This window comes from Thioalkalivibrio sp. ALM2T, assembly GCF_000381505.1.
GTDB lineage: Bacteria > Pseudomonadota > Gammaproteobacteria > Ectothiorhodospirales > Ectothiorhodospiraceae > Thioalkalivibrio > Thioalkalivibrio versutus.
On sequence record NZ_KB906556.1, the window covers coordinates 457,610 to 479,181 of the forward strand.

The following is a 21,572-nucleotide window of genomic DNA, read 5'->3' on the forward strand; positions in this document are numbered from 1 at the left end:
CATGAGCAATGCCACGCAAACCATGGACGCCCCGGGTTCCTCCGGGAGCATGTCCACCGTCATACTGATTGCGGGCGCCATCGTGCTCGTGATCGGCGCCATCGGCCTGAGCCCGCTCCTGACCCAGGGCAGTGCCGCCTTTAACCAGGGCACCAACATGATGTGGGGCCTCCCGGTGGTGACCTACGCCTACATGGCGCTGGCCTCCTTTGGGGTCGCCATCGTGACGTCGCTAGGCATGGTGTTCCACGTCGGGAATTTCGATGCCATTGCCCGGCGAACACTACTCCTGGCTCTGGGTCTGTCCCTGGGTGCCTTGCTGGCCCTGGCGCTGGAACTGGGGCACGCCTTCCGCACGCTCTGGGCGATCCCGCTGAACATGCAGGTGCGCTCGCCCATGCTGTGGATGGGTGTGTTCTGGGCCGCCTACGTGGTCCTGCTGCTGGTCGCGCTATCCCGCCTGCGCGGTGGTAACAGCATCCGCGACGCCGGCATGCGGGGAGTCGGCATCCTGCTTCTGCTGGCGGCGTTGGGCGCACTGTTCACCCAGGGGCTGGTGTACGGGATGATGGTCATGCGCCCGGTCTGGTACGGGGCGGCCACTCCGCTGTACTTCCTGGTCGGCGCCACGGTCGCCGGGTTCGCGTTCGCCCTGCTATTCACCAACCTCGCCTATCGCCTCGATCATTCGTCCATGGGCGACAAGACCCGCAACGTGATGCAGGAAACCCTGCCGCTCGCGCTACTCCTGGCGGTCATCCTGTACGCCATCGTACTGGCAGCTCGCGTAACCACGGGCCTGTGGTCCGTGGCGGACGGGGTGCAGGAGGTCTATCTGCACATGGTCGGCTCCGGCCTGTTCTGGTTCGAGGTCATCGTGTGCGTCGCACTGCCCCTGGTCATCCTGGCCACCGGCCTGCGACGTAGCGCACTGATGCAGGTGGTAGCCGCCACGCTCCTGATCATCGGCCTGTTCATTGCCCGTTACGAATTCATCGTCGGCGGGCAGCTCGTGCCGCTGTTCAAGGGGGCCTGGATCAGTGGCCTCGATGTCTCGGGCTTTACGCCCTACACACCCAGCCTCACCGAATGGATGGTGCTGGTGATCGCGGCCGGCCTTGCCCTGGTGGTTTATGCCCTGGGGGACAAGCTGGTCAATCCGGATGGCAGTTCGCCGGATGGCGACTGACCCCCTGGCATGACGCACGCTCGGGTCCTCTTGCTCCTCCACCCCGCTGGCCGCAGCCCCCTGAGCGGCCCACGGGCTCCGGACCCGCGTGTTCACGCATGCGTTTTACCCCGACGTGCTTCCAACGTCACACCTCGTTGGGCCGGCACCCCCACCGGCCCCTTTTTAATTCGCAACACCCACGGGTCCGGCGCAGCGCGCCGGATCCAGTGGGCAACAGGAGCGCACGATGCCGACTCCCGAAACCCTACGTCCGATGAACCACGTTTCCGCCCAGGCGTTCGCTTCCGAGCCCCAGGAGCAGGCGCGGCAACTGGCGCTGCGTGCCGAACGCTGTCTGTGCTTCGCACGTTGTCTACTCACGCCACAAGATGCTGCTCAAAGGGAGGCCATACGCGATTACCTCCTGCAGGACCTGCAAGGCATGACCCACGAGCTGGGAGAGGAAATGCCTGCAGCGGCCGAACAGCTCGCAACCGCTATTCCGAATGCCTTCGGCGATCTCGGGACGGCCCTGCGCAGCTATGCCGACCTGTTCCTGACACCCCCGGTGCCTGCCCACCTGAACACCGGCTGGTATCAGGATGGCAGTCTCATGGGGCGCCATGTCGATATCCTCCGGGCCTGGTATAACCGCCACGGCATGGAGGTCTCGGAGCACTTTCGCGACCTGCCGGACCATGCCTCGATGCAGATCGAGTTCCTGGCGGTCCTGTATGCCGAGGCTGCGGAGGCACTCGAGTCCGGTAACATCGATGCCGCCCGCCAGTCCATGGCGGATGCGCACGGCTTCATTGGGGCCTTCCCCGCCAACTGGATCGCCCCATTGCGCCGCGATATCGCCCGCTGTGTGGAGGGACCCAACGCCCCCGAGCAGTTCTATCTCGCGCTGATTGACTGGCTCGACCATGCCCTGACCGCCGATCGCGCCTGGCTCACCCGACTGGGCGTATTCCAGCCGGCTCCGGAAACCGAAGCCGAGTCCACAAGAACCGGCAAGGCGCATCCAGTGGCTGCCGCCAATACCGCGCCAGTGGGATCCGACGAGGCGCACGCCTTCATGGTCGAGCAATTGCGCGCCGCGGGGCTGGATGCCTCGCACCTGGGCACCCCGGCCCCGGAGCGCGACGCAGCGATGGGGCTCCACCCCATGCGTCCGGTCGAACCGCGCGGCAAGGGCCGCTGAATCGTTTGGGAGAACAACCATGAACGTCACCATCATCCGCGGCGCGACCGTGACCCTGCAGTATCAGGTGAGCGACGATGAAGATGGATCGCCCCTTGATGAAAGCCTGCGACATGATCCGGAAACCTCGATTCGCTATATTCACGGGCAGGAGGAGCCAGGCCTCCCCGGCCTGGCACCGGCGCTGCAGGGAATGCAGGCGGGCTCTCACGGCGAGATCGTGATCCCGCCCGTACTCGCCTTCGGTGAACATCGTCCGGAACTGGTCTTCGAGGCCGTGCGCGAAAACCTGCCCGCGGACGCCGCCCTCGAGCCGGGCAAGCCGTTGTACAGCCGCAGCGAACGCGGCGTGTTCCAGCTGCGCGTCCTGCACCTGACCCAGAAGGGGGCAATGCTCGACGGCAATCACCCGATGGCGGGCCGCGTGCTGCGGGTGCACTACCGGATCCTGCAAGTGGAGGACGCCGAAGACAGCCCGCACCCGCGCACGGCAACCGGCGGCTAATCACTCCCACCGACACGGGTCTGTTTACCCGATGGAGACACCGGACACCATCCCGTCATTGCGAAGGACGGAGCGACGAAGCTCTCGCTTACGAAGAACCTCAACTGCGGCAGTTGAACGCAGCTTTGCTGCTTGTGTGCTTCGCCGCCAGTCACTTCCCGCGGGGACGGCGGAGGCAGACCCTACGCACCGACCCTCTGCGCGAACTGCGCCAGCAGGGCATCCATGGTGGTGAAATGGCGCTGATACCAGGGGATGATTTCGTCATCCAGCGCCGCCCCCAGATCGCCGGCGGCCACCGAGCCGTCTTCCAGCCCAACCAATAGCGCTTCCCAGCGGGCCAGATGGGCGGCGTGCTCCTGGCGGTGATAGTCCGTTTGTGGAAACCCCGTGCGCTCCATCAGCGCGTCCTCGCGGGCAAAGTGCTCGCGGTTGTAGTCCACGAACGCGGCGAATGCGGAACGCAGCGCCACGATATCGCCGGTCGCCCGGGCCTCCCCGACCTGTTCCAGCAGCCGGGCGGCTTCGTGATGATCCTCGTTCATGAAGGCCTGCTCCAGCTCGGGCACCTTCAGGACACGTTGTGCATCGCTCATGGTTGGCTCCTCATCTCGCGAACGGTCGGCGTGGGTCAATCGCGGCTCGGCACCAGCAAGGTCAGGCGACGCGCCTGACGGCATACCGCCTCGGCCGTACTGCCGAGCAACAGGTCGGTGACGGGATTGCGGCCGCGCTTGCCGATGATCACCAGGTCCGCAGCCTTTTCCTCCGCCACTCGACCGATCACGACCGAGGGCTTGCCCTGGCCCGCGAGTACGGTATCGAAGCCGCGCTCCCCGGCCCGCTGCGCAAGACCCTCGACATGGTTCTCGATGGCCCGACGCTCATCGGCTCGATCCGGATCATCGTCCCAGCGCCCGACGGAAACCACCACGCCGCGCCGGCACTCGGGCAGTACCGCGAGGAAGACCTCCTCCGCGGTCGCGGCGGCCTTCGAACCATCCGTCGCCAGCAACGGGCGACACACCGGCGTTTCTGCCAGCGCAACACCGTCGTCCACAGGCGCCAGCAGCAAGGGCCGTCGAGCACGGCGCGCCAAATCCAGCACCGTACTGCCCAGAAACAGGTCGCGCAGCGTGCTGTGACCATGGCTCCCGGCCAGAATCACGCCGGCACCGCGCTCGCGGGCGATACGTTCCAGCTCGGATGCCACTGCTCCCGCGCAGACCGCCGTATCGATCTCCAAGCCGCGGTCACGAAGCCGGGCGGCCAACTCCTCCAGACGCTCTTCGTAATACGGGCCGTGCCCGACCTCGGGAGCCTGGGTATAGCCCTCGGCCAGCACATGGGCAAGCGTCAGTCGCCGGCACCCCAGGGCCTTCAGGCGCTCCAGCTGGCCCTCGAGCCGGGCCCAGGCGGGCGAGAAATCCACTGCCACCAGAATATGTTCGAACATCGTATGCTCCTAGACTTGTCCCATCTCGCCTTCCACCACCAGCCGGCGCCAGCGGAACAGGCCCTCCAGATCGATACGATAGGGGCCTGTTCCCAGGTCATCAGCGACGAAGATCCGGACCCCATTGATCTCCCTTTCGGTGTAACCGGCCGCATTGCGCGGCGCGCCCGGCTCGGCCACCGGTACCCCGGCCTGACCACCACAGCAGCCATGCCGCGTGGACAGCCGCAGGGTGAACTCCCCGCCGTTCCCGGCCAGCCAGTCGCGAGCCGCCTCAGTCAGCGTGATGTCCGTCATGCCGAAGAGGCCTGGGCTTCGGCGGGGAACCAGTGGCGCGTGCGATTGGCGATCCGCACTAGTGCCAGCATCAGTGGCACCTCCACCAGCACCCCGACCACGGTCACCAGTGCGGCGCCCGACTGGAGCCCGAACATGGCGATTGCGGCGGCTACGGCCAACTCGAAGAAGTTGCTCGCCCCGATCATCGCGCCGGGTGCCGCAACCGCGTGACGCACGCGCCAGGCTTTCGCCCAGAAATAGGCGATGTAGAACACCAGGAACGTCTGGATGATCAGCGGGACCGCGATCAGCGCGATATGCCCGGGGTTCTCCAGGATGCGCTCGCCCTGGAAGGCGAACAGCAGGACCAGCGTCACCAGCAACCCGATGGGCGTGACGGGAGCCAGGCGCTTCATGAACACGTTGTCGAACCACTCGATACCCTTGCTGCGAATCAGCCAGATGCGCGTGACATAGCCCGCGCTAAACGGGATCACGATGTACAGCAGTACCGACAACGCGACCGTATCCCAGGGCACATGGATATTCGACACCCCCAGCAGCAGGACTACGATGGGCGCGAAGGCAAACAGCATGATGATGTCGTTCACCGCGACCTGGACCAGTGTGTAGGCCGCATCGCCGCGCGTCAGATAGCTCCAGACAAAGACCATCGCGGTACACGGGGCCGCGCCGAGCAGGATCGCCCCGGCCAGATACTCACGACCCAGATCCTCCGGGATCCAGGCGGCGTACACGAACATAAAGAAGAACCAGGCCAGCGCGAACATCGTGAACGGCTTGATCAGCCAGTTCACCGAGGTGGTGATCGCCAGGCCTCTGGGCTCCCGGCGCACGCCGAGGATGGCGCTGAAGTCGATCTGCACCATCATCGGATAGATCATCGCCCAGATCAGGATCGCCACCGGGATCGAAACCTGCGCGTACTCCCACTGCGCCAGGGTTTCCGGCACCACCGGCAGGAATTGCCCCAGGGCCACCCCGGCCACGATGCAAAGCGCCACCCACACACTCAGGTAGCGCTCGAAGATCCCCATGCCTTCCTTCGTCGAGATCGCCTCGGCGGAGGTATTTCGATCGGTCATTGCCTACTCCGTGTTTGCAAGTGGCGGCTGACGCCTCAGCAGCAGCCCTTCGATGCGGTTGGGCTGCAGGACGAGGACGCGTCGGAGGCGACCCCGCCCGGCACACAGCAGTCGCCCGAGTCCTCGGCACTCGCCCCAAACATCGGGATGCTCCCGAGCGTCTGGTAGCTCTCCCAGGCAATGCCGGCCGGGTCGGTGGTCCAGTACTTGTCCGACTGCGCGTAACAGCACAGCGTGCCCATTTCCTCGTGCACATCCGCGTCGATCTGTTCGAGGCGGCGGCCCATGCCCTCGAGTTCGTCCGCATCGTCCACCTGAATCCCGAGGTGGTTCACCCCAACCGGCGCACCCCGCGCCGAGACCGCAAAATTGACTCGTGGATCCTCCAGCATCCACTTCGCATAGTCGTCCTTGACCACACTCGGCTCGGCCGCGAACAGTTGCGAGTAAAACCGGATCGCCGGTTCCAGTTCGGGCACGGAAAGGTGCAGGTGCATGCGCTTCATAAGCTTAGTCTCCTGTCGGTTCAAGACGTCGATTCATCCCGCTGGACAGCCATGGACCACTGCCTTCCCGCCCCCCGTAGCCGCCCCTCTCAGGGAGATCGAGCCGGTATCAGTCATGGCAGTGACTTCTCCCTGGACTCCAGGCATTCGGTCGTGCCGGGCAGCGCACAACCCTCGGATTCGGCCGCGCAGCAGTTCTCGGTCAGATATCGAACCAGATCATCCATCGCACTCAGGTTGGCGCGGTAGCGCTGATAGCGGCCCTCCTGCGTCACCCGCAACAAGTCCGCCTGGGTCAGCGTCTTCAGATGAAAGGACAGGTTGGTTCGCGGCAGGGACAGCGTCTCGGCGATCTCCCCGGCCACAAGGCCCTCGTGCCCGTGGCGGACCAGCAGACGCACGATATCCAGGCGGACGCCGGAAGCCAGTGACTCGAACATATGGGTAGCGGTGCTCTTGTCCATGATGCAAAGATTCAAGTATCGTTGAATTGTTGTCAAATTCCTCACCGGAGGCCCTACCATGTCCCACACCCTGCCTGTCATCGGGGCGCTGGAGCCTCGCTACCAGTCCCTGCTCGAGCGCGTCCTGGCCGAGTTCGACCTGCGCCCCGAAACGGTCACCGTGGACGAACCCGGCCCCGGCAAGCCGGTATCGCTGGACAAGCGCGCCTCGCGGGCCCTGCGCGAAGCGGGCACGGACTTCTACAACTGGGATCTGCTGTTCGACAACCTGGGGCCGGATGACGTCGACGGGGAGATCGAGGCCAAGCTGCGCGAGCGCGCCCGCATCCTGCAGGCGGTGCGCGATCTCGACCCCGGCTTTGCCTCGCAGGAGGTCCACGGGAGCATCCGCGTCCACGACCTCGCCGCCTCCGCGCGTTTCTACACCTGGCTGTTCGGGGTCGAACCGGCCGAGTGGACCCACCGCTACGTGACCTTCCTGCGCCCGGACACCCGCACCAACTTCGTGTTGCTGGTCAACGACGGCATGACCCTGCATCACGACACGCTGTTCCATCTGGGGATGGGTGTGGGTGACAAGCACACCGTCGTGCGCGCCTACCACTCGGCACGCAACAACGGCTTTCACATCGAGAAGCCCCCACGTACCACCTGGCGCGGCACGCCGCTGCACGAGCTGTGGCTGAAGGACCCGGACGGGACCCTGATCGAGATCTACGCCATACTCACACAGGAGGAGCTGGAGCAAATGCCGGCCGACCAGGAACCTGTCTTTCTGGTGCAGGATGAATCACCAGCCCGACCGTGAAACAAGAACGGGACCCTCCTCGGTGCCGCTCACATTGCTACATACCGATCTGCTGTGGCGTCGTTACCGATCGGACCCGTAGTAGTCCTCCACAGGGATCACGCCGAGCACCTCGACGCTGCCCATGCCTTCCGGGCGCATCACGACCAGGCTTCCGGCATCCACATTCTCGAACACCATCGTATTGATGTTGGGCCGGTGTGTGACCAGAAACAGATTGCCCTCACCGGAATGTTCGCTCATCCGGTCGCGGACGTCCTCGATCAGCCATTCTGATTCGCCCTCCGGCATCGCGGCGATCAGGTTGAGCGCATCCCAGCGCTCGTACTCACCGAAGGCTCCGTCGGCTGTCTGCCGCGCCCGACAGAATTCGCTGCTCACCACCGCACTGACTTCAATCCCGCGTTCCTTGAGCACCTTGCCCAACGCCTCGGCCTGGGCTCGCCCCTCGCCGGTCAGCTGCACCTCTGCGCTGCAGTCGCCATCCGTTGCCAGATGCATAGACTTTTCGGCCTCGGCCTCTTCCGACTCGGTATGACGTAGCAAGACCACCTTGCCGCCCTCTTCCAGCGCACCCCAAAGGGCCTCGTCAGCGACCGCTGCCGACGAAACGCCGAACGCGGCGGTTGCTACCAAGGCACCTGCCAAAAGGCCGCGCGAGCGGTGCATCGCGATTTGAGCAAAACTCATTTTTTTCACGTAAGCATCTCCCTCAGTTTCGGTAGGCATGCATCACCGCATACCCCTCATGATGCAGGTCACCTAGCTGAACGATGCCTGAATCCACCCGTTCAATTGGTTGGTAGAAGGCGTCCATGTCCAGACCCACCGCGGCGCGAGTGCTATTGCACAACTCCAAGCGGACGTTGTGCATGTTCACAAGCTGCATCAGGCGTGCCCGCAATTCATCACGTTGTTCGGCAAACTCGCCCTCCGGATCCACCTCGAAGGGTGTGCCATCCAGATTGTCGTCGGTCACAAAGCGGATGCCCTGGGCGCGGAACACCAGGCGGATATCGTAGTCGATCAGGCGGCCCTCATAGGCTTCGACCATGCTGTTGATACTGCCGAGCATCGAGCTGTACTGCGAGGGATCATCGAACCCTACATGCCAGGCTATGTTGCGGTCATCGAATGCCAGCGCCTGCGACGCCGGCCACATCAGCAGTGCGGCCAGCAGGCCGACCGACGCCACTCGCAGCAAGCGACGGGCAATGCGGTATCTTTTCATCGGACTACTCCTCGGATTTAACGGAGCCGCAGCGGCCGCCCCATTCTCTGGTTTCGGATCGGTCACCTTCCGGGACCAATCCCGGTCACCTCGCAGTTGCCCTTCTTTTTTGTTGCGCCGAAGCGTCCGATTTCCACCAAAAACGAAGGGTTTTATCCCGACTTTAGAAAATCCGACGGCGAAGAACCAGCCTTCACAACATGTAGTTTCAACGCAGGTTGCAAACGGCGCCCCCTCACACAGCACGGGCATCACGAGAGGCGCGTCTCGCCGACTCCTCCGGTATACTGCGTGGTCTTCCGTTCAACTCCGACCACGACGCCCGAGCCGCCATGAACCCGCGCCTGGACCGGCTACAGCCCTATCCGTTTGAACGCCTGCGCCAGCTGTTCGCGGACCTGCAACCGCCTGCGGACCGGGAGCCCATCGCACTGTCGATTGGCGAGCCGCGTCACGCACTGCCCGATTTCGTCGAACCCGTCCTGCGGGCCTCCCTCCAGGGCTTCAACCACTACCCGACCACCCGCGGCGAACCGGCCCTGCGCGAGTCCATCGCGGCGTGGCTGCAACGGCGCTTTGATCTCGGCAATGTGGACACGGAACGGCAGGTGCTTCCGGTCAGCGGAACGCGCGAGGCCCTGTTCGCGATTGCCCAGGCGGTCGTGGCGGAGAAGCCCGGCGCCCGTGTGCTGATGCCGAATCCGTTCTACCAGATCTACGAGGGCGCGGCGCTGCTCGCCGGGGCCGAGCCGGCCTTCTACAACCTGGCGCCGGAGAACGGCTACCTGCCCGATTTCTCGGCAATCGATACGACCATCTGGGAGGACGTGCAGCTCGTCTACATCTGCAACCCGGGCAACCCCGCCGGCGCCTGCATGTCCGAGGCCGCGATGCAGGATCTGATCCGCCTGGCCGAGCGCCACGACTTCATCATCGCGGCGGACGAATGCTACTCCGAGATCTACCACCCCGATGCCGAACCGCCGGCAGGCCTGCTGGGGGCCGCGGCGCGCATGGGCAACGCCGCGTTCGACCGCTGCATCGTGTTTCACAGCCTGTCCAAGCGCTCCAACCTGCCGGGGCTACGCTCTGGTTTCGTGGCCGGAGATGCGGCCCTGCTCGACCGCTTCGCGCTTTACCGGACCTACCATGGCTGCACCCTGCCGCCGCCGACCCAGGCCGTCAGCCGCGCCGCCTGGTCAGACGAGGCCCACGTGGCCGAGAATCGTGCCCTCTATGCCGAGAAATTCGCTGCGGTGGTCCCGATCCTGGAATCGGTAATCGACGTGCGAGCACCCGCCGCCGGCTTCTACCTGTGGCCGCGCGTGCCGGATGGTGACGACGAGGGCTTTGCCCGACGCCTCTTCGGCGAGGCGGGGGTCACGGTCCTGCCAGGGCGCTACCTCTCCCGGACCGACCCCGAGACCGGGCACAATCCCGGGGCCGGGCACGTGCGCATGGCGCTGGTCGCCGAGCCCGCCGCCTGCATCGAGGCAGCCGAGCGGATCACCGCTCTTTATCGTTAACGCCATTCATTAAACTATTTTTCATTGCCTTAAAGGGAATACCTAATGTCCGATATCCAGAGCACCATCGAAGCCGCCTTTGAACGCCGCGCCGACATCAACCCGCGCAACGTGGAAACCAACGTCCGCGACGCCGTGAACGAGGCGCTGGATATGCTGGACACCGGCCGTGCCCGCGTCGCCGAGAAAAAGGACGGCGACTGGGTGGTGAACGAATGGCTCAAGAAGGCCGTGCTGCTGTCGTTCCGCATCTCCGAGAACGAGTTCATCAAGGGCGGCTTCACCAACTACTACGACAAGGTCCCGTCCAAGTACGCGGACACCTCCAGCCGCGACTTCCGCGAGGCGGGCGTGCGCGTCGTGCCCCCGGCCACCGCCCGTCGCGGGAGCTTCATCGCGCCCAACACCGTGCTGATGCCCTCCTACGTGAACATCGGTGCCTATGTGGATGAAGGCACCATGGTGGACACGTGGGCCACGGTCGGCTCCTGCGCCCAGATCGGCAAGAACGTGCACCTCTCCGGCGGCGTGGGCATCGGCGGCGTACTGGAGCCGCTGCAGGCCGCCCCGACCATCATCGAGGACAACTGCTTCATCGGCGCGCGCTCCGAGGTGGTCGAGGGCGTGATCGTCGAGGAAGGCGCGGTCATCTCCATGGGCGTGTACCTGGGCCAGTCCACCCGCATCTACGACCGCGAGAACGACGAGATCCTCTACGGCCGCGTGCCGGCTGGCTCCGTGGTCGTCTCGGGCAACCTTCCGTCGAAGGATGGCAAGTACTCGCTGTACTGCGCCGTGATCGTGAAGCGCGTGGACGAGAAGACCAAGGCCAAGGTGGGCCTGAACGCCCTGCTGCGCGATGTCTGAGATCGCGCTCTACGGCATCGCCTACTGCGATACTGTCCGCAAGGCCCGCCGGTCGCTGGATGCGGCCGGCGTGGGCTATCGTTTCGTGGACGTTCGCAAGGACGGACTGGAGGCGGACCGGCTGCGCGGCTGGGTCAAAGCAGTCGGCTGGGAGACCCTGATCAACCGGCGCGGGACGACCTGGCGCCAACTATCCGGGGATGAGCGCGAGGGACTGGACGCGGAACGCGCCATCGCGCTGATGCTCGAACACCCGGCGCTCATCAAGCGGCCCGTCATCGAACAGGACGACGCGATCACCGTCGGCTGGACACCCGAGACCGCGGCCCGGTGGGGAGCGGCCTGAGGCACCCGCGGCCATGCTGAGGCGGGCCAGCATTCGTTGGCGGGCCTTGCGCTGGCGCGCCCACAACTGGCTGGCCCGTCATCCGCGCCTGCATTCCGGGCTGCATGCCGCCGGGAGCATGAAGAGCGGCCCGGAGGCGCTGGCCCGCGGGGTCGCGATCGGGCTGTTTATTGGCCTAACCCCCACGGTCGGCTTCCAGACCGTGTTGATGATCATTCTCTGCATTGCACTGGCGGGCAATTTTCCCACGGCGTTCGTGGCCTCGTTCGTCAGCAACCCCTTCACCGCTGCGCCGCTGTACTGGGGCTTCCACGAACTCGGCGAGACCGTGTTCTACTATGTCCCCCTGATCTCGCACGACCCCGACGCCTGGTATCTGCAGGGCATCGGGGACGAGATCACCTATACCCTGATGGGCAGCCTGCTGATCGCCACGCCAACCGCCATTGCCGGCTACTGGGCCTCCCGCCGCCTGTCGGCCGCCTGGCAACGCCACCGCGACCGGCGCCGTGCCGAACGCGCTGCACAGCGGGAGCGTTAGAGCCCCACTACGGGACCTCGCTCCGACGCCATTCACGCCAGACCGAATCACCCGGGTCCGGGTCACCAGCAGGCGCCTCCAGCCACGCATCCAGCAGCTCCACCTCGCCACCATTGCGCTCCAGCGGGGGCACGTCCGCGTAGGGATCGGGGTTGAGGCGGCCGTCGTGCCAGGCCCAGGTGAAATACCCCAGGTTCACCAACGCGAGAAACAGGATCAGCCAGCGCATTCGGCGCCCTCCCAGCGCGACAGCTCCCAGAGGCCGTCCAGCACCAGGTTCGGGAAAATCGTGGACTCTGCGCGCAGCACCGGCGCCAGCCAGTAGGCATCGCCCCCCGTCAGCCAGCAGGCCGCGCCCGCCCGCTCCGCGGTCCGTGAGCGCGCGATCAGCCCATCCAGCGCGCCGGCCAGCCCCAGGCTCCATCCGCGCTCCAGGGCCTCGGTGCTGTTCAGGCCCGGCGCGGTCTCCAGATCATCCGGCCACTGCGTGGCCTCGCGCGGCGCAATGCGATCTGTCAGACGCGTCTGCAGCGCCTCCCAGCCAAGCTGGCGCCCCGGCAACAGATAGCCTCCCGCATGGCGACCGTCCGCCTCCAGTACATCCACGGTGACCGCGGTGCCGGCATCCACCAGGATCATCGGCGCATCGCAACGGGCCCGCGCCGCGACCAGCGCGCAGTAGCGATCGACGCCCAGCTGCCCCGCCGCATAGTCGATCCGCAGGCCATGCGGCCCGTTCGCCGGCACCGTCACCGCGTGCACCGGCGCGTCGATCCCGGCAGCCGCCAGTTCGGCCGAGAACGCCTCCTCGCGTTCGCCGGGCCCGACGCGCGATAACCAGACGGCCTTGAGCGGGGCCTCGCACGCCATCGAGGCCAGACCGCGGACACATCCGGCCGGGTCACGGTTCGCCCCGGACCCCAGCACTTCGCCCTCCGCGTTGCGCACCTGCCACTTCACACGAGTGCTGCCGATATCCACCAGGGCAATGTCAGACATGTTCGCAACTCCGTACCGAGACCTCGCCCGAATGCAGGTGCCGGATCGCACCGTCGTCGAACTGCACAACCAGGCAGCCGCTCGCCGAATCGATTCCATGCGCCTGTCCGCGGGCGCCGTCATCCAGGATTTCGATCGGCCGGCCGCGCAGGCAGTCCAGCCGTACCAGCTCACGCTCCAGCGGCACAAGCCCTTCGCCCATCAACAGCGGATGCAGGCGACATTGCTCCGCGATCACCCGGGCTGCAAGCTCCAGGAGATCCGGAACCGGGCCGGGGAGCTGGGTCGCGAGATCGGTCACCGCGCGGTCCAGCCCCAGGGCACCGGCGCCTTGCCGGTTGAGTCCAATCCCCACCACCAGCCAGCCTGGCTGGCCACCACTCGCCGCGCGCTGCTCCACCAGGATTCCGCCCAGCTTGGCGGAATCGACCATCAGATCATTGGGCCACTTGAGCCGCACACCTTCCAGACCCAGCGCTTCCAGCGCATGGATGACGCCAACGCCAACCCCGACCGGATAGGCGGGCGGCACCCGCCCCTGCATGATGGGCCATGCCAGCGACAGCGCCAGGCTCGCCCCCGGAGGCGAATGCCAGACGCGACCGCGCCGCCCGCGACCCGCTGTCTGGGCCTGCGCCACGCAGGCGCGTGGCAGATCGCCCGCCTCGGGGCGGGTCTCCAGCAGATAGCGATTGGTCGAGTCCACCGACTCCAGCACCTCGACCGCCGGCACCGTCACACCGGCCCCGTCGACCAGGCGTTCGACACGCGCTTTCAGGCGTGCGCTCTCCGGCGCCATAATGCAAACTGTGAACGCGGTCTCGGTCATCGGGATCAGTACTCGGCTCGCATCCGGGCCAGGGGGAACAGGGCTTGCATACAAGGCACCATGGTAAGCATTCCGGCCGGACGGTGCTGCGCCTGCTGATACTGGTGGCAGGGCTGGCTCTGGCCGGCACTAGCGCGGCCGAGCTCTACTCCTTTCGCGATGCCTCCGGGGCCCGGGTCCTGACCGACGAGCGCCCGCAGGGCGTTCCCTACGAGACCATCCGCTCGCCCGGCGGCACCGGCACGGCCACCTCTACACCCGGCGGTGGAAACTGGTCACCCAGTCAGATCTTCGTGTTCCAGGGCCCGGGTGGAGAACGCCTGATCACCAACCAGCGTCAGCAGAATAGCGGCATGGAGTTGATCGCCACCTACGGCCGACCGACCGCCCGCGCACGTTGCGGTGCCCGCGCCCGCAATGCCCTGGCCACCGGCGGTGGCGACTTCGCGGACCTCATCCACAACGCCGCCCACCGCCAGGGCGTGGACCCGGCGCTGGTGCAGTCGGTGATTCACGTGGAGTCCTGCTTCGATCCGCAGGCGGTATCCCGGGTGGGCGCGCACGGCTTGATGCAGCTGATGCCCGCCACCGCCGCCGATCTCGGGGTGACCGACCGCTTTGATCCCGCCCAGAATATCGATGGCGGCACGCGCTACCTGGCCGCCATGCTCGATCGCTTCGAGGGGGATCTGGATCTCGCCCTGGCCGCCTACAATGCCGGCCCCGGCGCGGTGGAACGGCATGGCGGCGTGCCCCCGTTTCGCGAGACGCAGAACTACATCCAGCGCATCCGCGCCCAGTATGGCGGCAACGGTCGGCTCGACTGACAGGCGCCTCAGAACTTGGGCTTGTCCCGGCCGCAGTTCCAGCACTGGGTGAACTGCGGCTCGATCACCTCGCCGCAGCGCGGGCACTTCCAGTCGCGGCCGTCGTGTTCGGGCTCGCCCTCCAGGTATTCCATGATGATGGCGCGCGCCTCCTCGGCCTGTTCCTCGTGCACCACCATAATGCGGGCCCAGGTCTCGGTCGGCGGGACTTCCCCGACGGCACCGTAAAGCCCGGCCTGGTTCACGTAGGCCGGGATGCCAGCCTCCTGCAGCAGGGTCTCGATAAACCCGGCCATCACCGGGTCGGCGGCAGAATAGACGGTCCTCATGATCGCGACCGTAGCACGCAGCCGGGACCCGGCGCAGCGGCGGTGGCGCCTACTGCACGGTGCCCTGGTTGGCGGCCTGGAAGTACTCCATCGCCTTCTGGATGGCGAAGAACGGGGCCTCGTCGAGGGCGATCTGCGTATGCGGCAAGTTGATGTCCGCGTAGTACTTGCGCATGGCCAGCACGTGGATCGGCAGCTCGCGCGCGAACATCGGGTTTTCGAAGTTGAAGTACTGCCCGAGCCCCAGCACGAGGTCCTGGCGCTCTTCGGCCGTCAGGCTCTCCGGCGACACCACGACATCCGGCAGCTGCCCGGCCTGGCCATCGACCGAGACCACAACCTGGCGATCGCCTTCGGCCGTGGCGGGCACATCGTCGCCACTGACCAGCTGCAGGTTCTCGGACAGGTCCAGGTAGCCCTTGGACAGGATATGGCCGTGGGGCTGAAACACCTTGCTGGACATGTTCACTGCCCACAGCTCCAGGGTCTCCTTGAGGTCCTGGGCCGCCTGCACCTCGCCCAGGGCAAACAACTGCCGGGCGTAGAGGATGTCCCAGACCCAGACCTGACCGTATTCGGGCAGCTCGCCTTCGGCGACCACCGAGACCTTGTGCAGGTCCGGCTGTGCCTCGTCGCGCGCGTGCAGTGTCAGGGTAAATTCGGCCAACGGACTTCTCCTTACGGCAGCGCATTTCGCGCTGCATGATCGAGCATTCAAGTATAGCCACCAGCACCGAGACAGCGCAGTTCAGGTACGCCGCCCGGGGACTTCCAGGACCGTTCCGGGCCGTCCCAACCGACCCCGGTTCACAGAACTGACATAATGCCGTCATAGACTCTCGGACCCACTTCTGCCGCGAGTCGTGCATGCCGGATGCCGACGTGACCCAAACCGACCTGTTCCTCAACCGCGAGCTGTCCCTGCTGGAATTCAACCGCCGGGTACTCGCCATCGCCCAGGACCCGGCCTTCCCGCTACTGGAACGCCTGCGCTACCTCAGCATCTCCTCCACCAACCTGGACGAATTCTTCGAGGTCCGCGTGGGCTCGCTGCGCCAGCAGGTCGAACTGAACGTGCAGGCCCCGGGCCCGGATGGCCTTTCGGCCGCCGAACAGCTGCGCCAGATCGCGCCCCGCGCCCATGACCTGGTGGAACAGCAGTACAGCACCCTGAACGACGAGCTGATCCCGGCGCTCGCAGCGGAGGGGATCCACTTCGTTCGGCGCACACACTGGGACGCGGCCCAGCGGGACTGGGTGCGGGAGTACTTCCGCGAACAACTCCAGCCGGTCCTGAGCCCGATCGGCCTGGACCCCGCCCATCCGTTCCCGCGCATCCTCAACAAGAGCCTGAACTTCATCGTCACCCTCAAGGGCAAAGATGCCTTCGGGCGTGAGTCCGGCCGCGCCGTGGTCCAGGCCCCGCGTTCCCTGCCGCGCCTGGTACGGCTGCCGCGCGAGGTCGCCAGCGGCGACAACGACTTCGTGCTGCTGTCGTCCATCCTGCATGCGCACGTGGACGAGCTGTTCCAGGGCATGAAGGTCACCGGCTGCTACCAGTTCCGGCTGACCCGCAACTCGGACCTGTTCGTGCAGGAAGAGGAGATCGACGACCTCCTGAACGCCCTGGAGGGCGAGCTGCCCCAGCGCAACTACGGTGCCGGCGTGCGCCTCGAGGTCGCGGACAACTGCCCGCAGGAGGTCGCGAAGTTCCTGCTGCAGCAATTCCACCTGGAGCCGGACGACCTGTACCAGGTCACCGGACTGGTCAACCTGAACCGGCTGATGGCCGTGCACGAACTGGTGGACCGGCCGGACCTCAAGTTTCCCCCACTGGTCCCCGCCCTGCCCCGCAGTGACACGAGCGGCAGCGGCATCTTTGCCTGCATCCGCGACCAGGAGCTGCTGCTGCATCACCCCTACCAGTCGTTCATGCCGGTGGTCGACTTCCTGCGCCAGGCGGCGGCCGACCCGCGGGTGCTGGCCATCAAGCAGACGCTCTACCGCACCGGCACCCGCTCGCCGCTGGTCGAGATCCTGATCGAGGCGGCGCAGGCTGGCAAGGAGGTCACCGTCGTGATCGAGCTGCGGGCGCGCTTCGACGAAGCCGACAACATCGAACTGGCCAACCGCATGCAGGACGCCGGGGTCCACGTCACCTACGGCGTGGTCGGCTACAAGACCCACGCCAAGCTGGCCCTGGTCGTGCGCCGCGATGGCGACCGCATCACCCGCTACGCCCACCTGGGCACCGGGAACTATCACTCCGGCACGGCCAAGGCCTATACCGACTTCGGCCTGCTGACCGCCGACCCCGTGCTTACCGAGGACGTCCACCGCGTGTTCCTCCAGCTCACCGGTCTGGGCAAGGTGACCCGGCTGCGCCAGCTGCTCCAGGCGCCGTTCCGCCTGCACGCCGCGATGCTGGAGAAGATCCAGCGCGAGATCGACAACCACCAGGCCGGTAAGCCCGCCCGCATCGTCGCGCGCATGAACTCGCTCAACGAGGCGAAGATCATCCAGGCCCTCTACAAGGCTTCGCAGGCGGGCGTCCCCATCCAGCTGGTCGTGCGCGGCATCTGCAGCCTGCGCCCCGGGGTGCCCGGCATCTCGGAAACCATCGAGGTACGCTCGGTCCTGGGCCGGTTCCTGGAACACTCCCGCGTGTTCTATTTCGAGAACGGCGGCGACCCCGAGGTGTTCCTGTCCAGCGCCGACTGGATGCCGCGCAACTTCTTCCGCCGCGTCGAGGTGGCCTTCCCCGTACGCGACCCGGAACTGCGCGACCGCGTCGCCGAGGAATCCCTGTTCAACTACCTGCAGGACAGCTCCACCGCCTGGGCACTGCAGCCCGACGGCAGCTACCAACGCATCCGGCCAACCGCGGGCGAGCCCCCCTATTACGCCCAGGAATCCCTGACCGCCCAACTGTCGGGTGCCACCACGGGCTGAGCGACCCTCTGTCTCGCCGACTTCAGAATCCCTCATTAGCAACGAGCTTCAGCCAATTGCAGGGAACGTTCTCCCAGGCGTTGGCTCCCTTCCGCCGCGGTAGGGTGCCGTTGAGCGCAGCGAAACGCACCATTTCCGGCGTCGTGCCAATCCCTTGATGGGATTCGCTGCGCTCATCCCATCCTACGACCCGGCGGCTGGCTGAACGTCATGGCTAGTCAGGTCAGGATTTGTCGTGGTCCCGGTCCGCTGAAGCGGTGCCGGAACGCGGGACATCGTGCATCCCGCCCAGCAAGCTGACCTCGGCGTCACCGTGCCGCAGCAGGTCCTGCAGCAGGACCACGATCCCGGCCACGCAGAGGAATAGCCCGAAATTCAGGCCGATCGACTGCACATGACGGAGCAAGAACGGCAGCGCCAGCAACCGTTTGTGTCGCATCAACCGAAACCCGGTCGCCGACCACCAGATGCCGATCTACAGTGGCACCGCGAGTACGTAGATCCAGACCCCCAATGTCAGCATCCTGCGTTCCTTGTGTCAGATTCGGAATAGGGGCTCACTCGAACTCCAGTTCCAGCTTGTGGCGCGCCCAGTCCTCGCGTTCCGCATCCAGGTCGGCGCGCGTTAGCGGGTGGGTATCCAGCCAGTCGGGCGCGAAGGTCAGCTTCAGCCCCTGCTGCGTCGCCTCGATGCGCTCCAGCGGCACCGGATCCGGCGCGCGCGAACGATGCAGCAACACGGCCAGACGCAGCAGGGCCGCCATCAACAGCAGCGGCCGCGCGCGATCCTCTCGCACCCCGGACAACAACTTGGGCTTCAGCCCGCCCCGGTGCAGGCGCACCAGCCACGCCAACTCGGCCTGTTCGGGCTGCGAGAAACCCGGAAGGTCGGCCCAGGTGAGGATGTACTCCCCATGTTTGTGGTATTTGCTGTGGGCCAGTGCCAGGCCGATCTCGTGCAGTTCGGCCGCCCAGTCGAGGCGTTCGGCGTCGTCCTCGCCAAGCTCCCAGGCCGCGCGAACGGCGGTCACCAGACGCGCCACCGTCGCCTGCACCCGCTCCGCCTGGGACGCATCGACCGCGAACCGCCGGCGCAGATGGTGAATAGTACTGCCCCGCACGTCCTCGTGCCGAAAACGTCCCAGAAGGTCGTGAATCACGCCCTCGCGCAGGGCCCCATCCGAGGGGTGCAGCCGCTCGATCCCCAACGCCTCGAAAGCACCCAGAAGCACCGCAAGACCACCGGCAATCACGGGCGCCCGGTCCTCGGCCAGACCGGGCCATTTCAGCCGCTTGATGGCCCCCTGCTCGATCAGGGCATCGCGAAGCCGCTCCAGGTTCTCGCGGCTTACACCCGGCGCATCGTCCAATTCCCCCTCATGCACCATGCGGTCCAGGGCCAGGATCGTACCCGACGCCCCCAGCGCCTGCTCCCAGCCAGCCGCGCGGTAGGCACTCGCGATGGGTTGCAGCTCCCGCTGCGCCTGCAGTTGCGCGGCCGCGAAGGCCTTGCGCGTCAGTTTGCCATCGGCGAAGAAACGCTGGGTGAACGTCACGCAGCCCATCTCCAGGCTCTCGGCCAGGACCGGCTCGAAGCGCTCTCCAATAATGAATTCGGTACTGCCGCCACCGATATCCATCACCAGCCGGCGGCCGCTATCGTCCGCCAGCGCATGTGCCACACCCAGGTAGATCAGCCGCGCTTCCTCGCGCCCGGCAATGATCTCCACCGGATGCCCCAGAGCCTCTTCCGCCGTGCGCAGGAAGGCGCGGCTGTCGTCCATCTGGCGCAAGGTGTTGGTGCCGACCACGCGCACGCAGCCGCGCCGCAGCTGGCGCAATCGCTGGCCGAAGCGATCCAGACAAGCCAGGGCACGCTGCCCCACCTCCGGATCCAGCTGTCCATCGGGATCCAGACCGCTGGCAAGACGCACCGTCTCCTTGATGCGGTCGACCTTCAGGACCTCGCCGTCCTGGCGCCGTGCCACGATCATGTGGAAGCTGTTGGATCCCAGATCAACGGCCGCAACCGTCTCGGCATCGTTCTCCGTGTGCATGTTCAATCCACCTCACCGCCGGCCAGCCGTTCAAGGATACGTCGGGGCAGGTGCCAGGCGAGCTGCATGGGGCCCGGCAGCGCGCCCGTCAATCCGCAGGCATCGCCCTTGCCCATATGAACCAGACTCCGACCGCCCGTCGTGCCCAGCAGACAGCTTACGAGCAGCGACAGGTCCGGCTCGTGTCCCACGATCACCAGGCCGCCATCCGCCGGGAGATTGCGGGCCAGGGCCTCGACCTCCAGCCCCGTGGGCTGCCCGGGCGCCAGCCATTTCTTCTGCCGCACCGGGACATCCAGCGCCTGGGACAGGGGGATCGCCGTCTGGCGTGCCCGCAGATAGGGGCTGCAAAGGAGCTCGACCGATCCCGGCAGCAGATCCCCGAGTGCCTGTGCCATGCGTACCGCACTCACCTGGCCCTTGTCGGTCAGCGGCCGGTCACGATCCGCCCCGTCCCAGTCGCCGGGGTTTCCGGCCTGGGCGTGCCGCACCAGCACCAGCCGCGGTGCGCGCATCCCGCTCAGTCCGCCCCCGGCCGCAGCAGAAACAGGGAGTACCACTCCTCGGGCGCGGACCACTGTGCCGCATGTTCGAGCCCGGCCGCTGTCAGCAGACGATCGATGGCCTCACGGCTGAACTTGCGCGAGATCTCGGTCCGGATCACCTCGCCTTCGGCGATCTCCAGAACCGCCTCCGGCTCCGACACGCGCACCGTCTGTTGCCGCCGCGACACCAGGTGCATCTCGATCCGCGAGAGGTCTTCGACGAACGGAGCGCGATGCTCGAAACCCTCCGGATCGAAGTCCGCCCCCAACTCGGTATTCAACACCGACAGCAGGTTCAGGTTGAATGCCGCGGTTACCCCCGCCGCATCGTTGTAGGCCGCCTCCAGGACCGGGCGCGGCTTGACCCGGTCCAGCCCCAGCAGCAGCCGGTCTTCGGGGTTCATGGTCTCGCGGATTCGTCGCAGCAATGCAGCCGCCTCGGCGTCCTCGAAATTCCCCAGACTGCTGCCGAGAAAGGCAAACAGACGCGGACCGTCGGCTTGCGCACCGGAGACATCGGCCAGATGGGTCAGCGCCGCCGCATAGTCCCCGCACAGGCTGTCCACCCGCATCTGATCGAAGCGCTGCAGGAGTCGCGTGCCGGCCTCGTCGAGGATCTCGGCACAGACGTCGTTCGCGACGTAATGGGGCGCGGAGACGCGGGCTTCCAGCGCCGCCAGCAGGTACTCGGTCTTGCGCGACGTCCCGCTGCCGAGTTCAAACAGCGTGCGCGCCCCGGACGCCTCCAGGATCGCTTCGGCATGCCGCTCCAGCAGGTCGGCCTCCAGGCGCGTGGGGTAATACTCCGGGGTATCGCAGATCGCATCGAACAGCTGCGATCCGCGCGCATCGTAGAAATACTTCGGCGGCAGGGACCGGGGCGGCTCGAGCATCCCCGCGCGGAAATCGGCCAGCAAGTCGGCGTGGGCGTCGCGTTCCTCGACCACCTGGCGGCTGTAACGAGGGGAAATAGAGACAGCACTGGGTTCGGCGGACATCCGGGCTTCCGTATCGGGGTGGTTTG

27 protein-coding genes are annotated in these 21,572 nt (G+C 66.1%); 10 read left to right on the forward strand and 17 right to left on the reverse strand.

Features of this window, described 5'->3' with window-relative positions; translation table 11 throughout:
* Position 1 precedes the first annotated feature (1 nt).
* The 3 genes from nrfD to F816_RS0102055 all read left to right on the forward strand — a co-directional run bounded on the left by nrfD (position 2) and on the right by F816_RS0102055 (position 2,880).
* The gene (nrfD, locus tag F816_RS13975) at positions 2–1,189 is read left to right on the forward strand and encodes an NrfD/PsrC family molybdoenzyme membrane anchor subunit (protein WP_019593329.1); all 1,188 of its coding nucleotides are present in this window, start codon (positions 2–4) and stop codon (positions 1,187–1,189) included.
* 229 nt (positions 1,190–1,418) lie between these two features.
* Complete coding sequence (locus F816_RS14190) at positions 1,419–2,375, forward strand: molecular chaperone (RefSeq protein ID WP_081622651.1); 957 nt, start codon at positions 1,419–1,421, stop codon at positions 2,373–2,375.
* A gap of 19 nt (positions 2,376–2,394) precedes the next feature.
* Positions 2,395–2,880: a peptidylprolyl isomerase gene (locus F816_RS0102055; RefSeq protein WP_019593331.1), complete on the forward strand. Its 486-nt coding sequence runs from the start codon at positions 2,395–2,397 to the stop codon at positions 2,878–2,880.
* A 182-nt stretch (positions 2,881–3,062) separates the two neighbouring features.
* On the opposite strand, the gene F816_RS0102060 is transcribed toward F816_RS0102055, so the two are convergent.
* The 6 genes from F816_RS0102060 to F816_RS0102085 all read right to left on the reverse strand — a co-directional run bounded on the left by F816_RS0102060 (position 3,063) and on the right by F816_RS0102085 (position 6,691).
* Positions 3,063–3,476 (reverse strand): bacteriohemerythrin, encoded by a 414-nt coding sequence (locus F816_RS0102060; RefSeq protein ID WP_019593332.1) that lies wholly within the window; start codon positions 3,474–3,476, stop codon positions 3,063–3,065.
* Positions 3,477–3,511: 35 nt separating this feature from the next.
* Positions 3,512–4,336 carry a universal stress protein gene (locus tag F816_RS0102065; RefSeq protein WP_019593333.1) on the reverse strand — a complete coding sequence of 275 codons (825 nt, stop codon included), beginning with the start codon at positions 4,334–4,336 and terminating at the stop codon, positions 3,512–3,514.
* Positions 4,337–4,345: 9 nt separating this feature from the next.
* On the reverse strand, positions 4,346–4,633 hold the full coding sequence (locus F816_RS0102070) for a CC/Se motif family (seleno)protein (RefSeq protein WP_019593334.1): 288 nt from the start codon (positions 4,631–4,633) through the stop codon (positions 4,346–4,348).
* The gene (arsB, locus tag F816_RS0102075; protein WP_019593335.1) at positions 4,630–5,721 is read right to left on the reverse strand and encodes an ACR3 family arsenite efflux transporter; all 1,092 of its coding nucleotides are present in this window, start codon (positions 5,719–5,721) and stop codon (positions 4,630–4,632) included. The genes F816_RS0102070 and arsB overlap by 4 nt, the downstream gene beginning before the upstream one ends.
* 35 nt (positions 5,722–5,756) lie before the next feature.
* Positions 5,757–6,227 (reverse strand): ArsI/CadI family heavy metal resistance metalloenzyme, encoded by a 471-nt coding sequence (locus F816_RS0102080; protein WP_019593336.1) that lies wholly within the window; start codon positions 6,225–6,227, stop codon positions 5,757–5,759.
* 113 nt (positions 6,228–6,340) lie between these two features.
* Complete coding sequence (locus tag F816_RS0102085; protein ID WP_019593337.1) at positions 6,341–6,691, reverse strand: helix-turn-helix transcriptional regulator; 351 nt, start codon at positions 6,689–6,691, stop codon at positions 6,341–6,343.
* 58 nt (positions 6,692–6,749) lie between these two features.
* On the opposite strand from F816_RS0102085, the gene F816_RS14935 reads away from it, so the two are divergent.
* A complete protein-coding gene (locus F816_RS14935) occupies positions 6,750–7,499 on the forward strand; it encodes a VOC family protein (protein ID WP_019593338.1) in 750 nt (249 codons plus the stop codon).
* Between the two features lie 63 nt (positions 7,500–7,562).
* Here the strand turns inward: F816_RS14935 and F816_RS0102095 are convergent, their stop codons facing one another.
* Positions 7,563–8,189 (reverse strand): histidine phosphatase family protein, encoded by a 627-nt coding sequence (locus tag F816_RS0102095; protein WP_231363372.1) that lies wholly within the window; start codon positions 8,187–8,189, stop codon positions 7,563–7,565.
* 22 nt (positions 8,190–8,211) lie between these two features.
* A complete protein-coding gene (locus F816_RS0102100) occupies positions 8,212–8,730 on the reverse strand; it encodes a DsrE family protein (RefSeq protein ID WP_019593340.1) in 519 nt (172 codons plus the stop codon).
* Positions 8,731–9,062: 332 nt separating this feature from the next.
* Here F816_RS0102100 and dapC point away from each other — a divergent pair, with 332 nt between their 5' ends.
* The 4 genes from dapC to F816_RS0102120 are packed head-to-tail and all read left to right on the forward strand — an operon-like array spanning position 9,063 to position 12,010.
* Positions 9,063–10,256, forward strand: a complete 1,194-nt coding sequence (dapC, locus tag F816_RS0102105) for a succinyldiaminopimelate transaminase (RefSeq protein WP_019593341.1) — start codon at positions 9,063–9,065, stop codon at positions 10,254–10,256.
* 45 nt (positions 10,257–10,301) lie between these two features.
* Complete coding sequence (gene dapD / locus F816_RS0102110; RefSeq protein ID WP_018145491.1) at positions 10,302–11,123, forward strand: 2,3,4,5-tetrahydropyridine-2,6-dicarboxylate N-succinyltransferase; 822 nt, start codon at positions 10,302–10,304, stop codon at positions 11,121–11,123.
* Positions 11,116–11,469 carry an arsenate reductase gene (locus F816_RS0102115; protein WP_019593342.1) on the forward strand — a complete coding sequence of 118 codons (354 nt, stop codon included), beginning with the start codon at positions 11,116–11,118 and terminating at the stop codon, positions 11,467–11,469. Before dapD ends, F816_RS0102115 begins: the two co-directional genes overlap by 8 nt.
* Before the next feature lie 13 nt (positions 11,470–11,482).
* A complete protein-coding gene (locus F816_RS0102120) occupies positions 11,483–12,010 on the forward strand; it encodes a DUF2062 domain-containing protein (protein ID WP_019593343.1) in 528 nt (175 codons plus the stop codon).
* 7 nt (positions 12,011–12,017) lie between these two features.
* Here F816_RS0102120 and F816_RS0102125 read toward each other — a convergent pair whose 3' ends face one another.
* Genes F816_RS0102125 through F816_RS0102135 form a run of 3 tightly spaced genes read right to left on the reverse strand, consistent with a single transcriptional unit; the run spans position 12,018 to position 13,808 of the window.
* Entirely contained in the window at positions 12,018–12,239 is a 222-nt protein-coding gene (locus F816_RS0102125; RefSeq protein WP_019571771.1) for a hypothetical protein, read from the reverse strand.
* Positions 12,227–13,009, reverse strand: coding sequence for a type III pantothenate kinase (locus F816_RS0102130; protein WP_019593344.1), 783 nt, complete (start codon positions 13,007–13,009; stop codon positions 12,227–12,229). The genes F816_RS0102125 and F816_RS0102130 overlap by 13 nt, the downstream gene beginning before the upstream one ends.
* Positions 13,002–13,808 carry a biotin--[acetyl-CoA-carboxylase] ligase gene (locus F816_RS0102135; RefSeq protein ID WP_019593345.1) on the reverse strand — a complete coding sequence of 269 codons (807 nt, stop codon included), beginning with the start codon at positions 13,806–13,808 and terminating at the stop codon, positions 13,002–13,004. Before F816_RS0102135 ends, F816_RS0102130 begins: the two co-directional genes overlap by 8 nt.
* Positions 13,809–13,921: 113 nt before the next feature.
* Here F816_RS0102135 and F816_RS0102140 point away from each other — a divergent pair, with 113 nt between their 5' ends.
* Positions 13,922–14,665: a lytic transglycosylase domain-containing protein gene (locus F816_RS0102140; protein WP_019593346.1), complete on the forward strand. Its 744-nt coding sequence runs from the start codon at positions 13,922–13,924 to the stop codon at positions 14,663–14,665.
* An 8-nt stretch (positions 14,666–14,673) separates the two neighbouring features.
* On the opposite strand, the gene F816_RS0102145 is transcribed toward F816_RS0102140, so the two are convergent.
* Positions 14,674–14,994 (reverse strand): DUF2007 domain-containing protein, encoded by a 321-nt coding sequence (locus tag F816_RS0102145; protein ID WP_081622652.1) that lies wholly within the window; start codon positions 14,992–14,994, stop codon positions 14,674–14,676.
* A gap of 49 nt (positions 14,995–15,043) precedes the next feature.
* Positions 15,044–15,661, reverse strand: coding sequence for a hypothetical protein (locus F816_RS0102150; protein ID WP_019593348.1), 618 nt, complete (start codon positions 15,659–15,661; stop codon positions 15,044–15,046).
* Positions 15,662–15,861: 200 nt separating this feature from the next.
* Here F816_RS0102150 and ppk1 point away from each other — a divergent pair, with 200 nt between their 5' ends.
* Entirely contained in the window at positions 15,862–17,946 is a 2,085-nt protein-coding gene (gene ppk1, locus F816_RS0102155) for a polyphosphate kinase 1 (RefSeq protein WP_019593349.1), read from the forward strand.
* Positions 17,947–18,169: 223 nt separating this feature from the next.
* Here ppk1 and F816_RS0102160 read toward each other — a convergent pair whose 3' ends face one another.
* The 4 genes from F816_RS0102160 to egtD all read right to left on the reverse strand — a co-directional run bounded on the left by F816_RS0102160 (position 18,170) and on the right by egtD (position 21,546).
* Positions 18,170–18,385, reverse strand: coding sequence for a hypothetical protein (locus tag F816_RS0102160; RefSeq protein WP_019593350.1), 216 nt, complete (start codon positions 18,383–18,385; stop codon positions 18,170–18,172).
* A 118-nt stretch (positions 18,386–18,503) separates the two neighbouring features.
* Positions 18,504–20,003, reverse strand: coding sequence for an exopolyphosphatase (gene ppx, locus F816_RS0102165; protein WP_019593351.1), 1,500 nt, complete (start codon positions 20,001–20,003; stop codon positions 18,504–18,506).
* A gap of 2 nt (positions 20,004–20,005) precedes the next feature.
* Entirely contained in the window at positions 20,006–20,518 is a 513-nt protein-coding gene (locus F816_RS0102170; protein ID WP_019593352.1) for a histidine phosphatase family protein, read from the reverse strand.
* A 5-nt stretch (positions 20,519–20,523) separates the two neighbouring features.
* Positions 20,524–21,546, reverse strand: a complete 1,023-nt coding sequence (gene egtD, locus F816_RS0102175; RefSeq protein WP_019593353.1) for an L-histidine N(alpha)-methyltransferase — start codon at positions 21,544–21,546, stop codon at positions 20,524–20,526.
* Positions 21,547–21,572 lie beyond the last annotated feature (26 nt).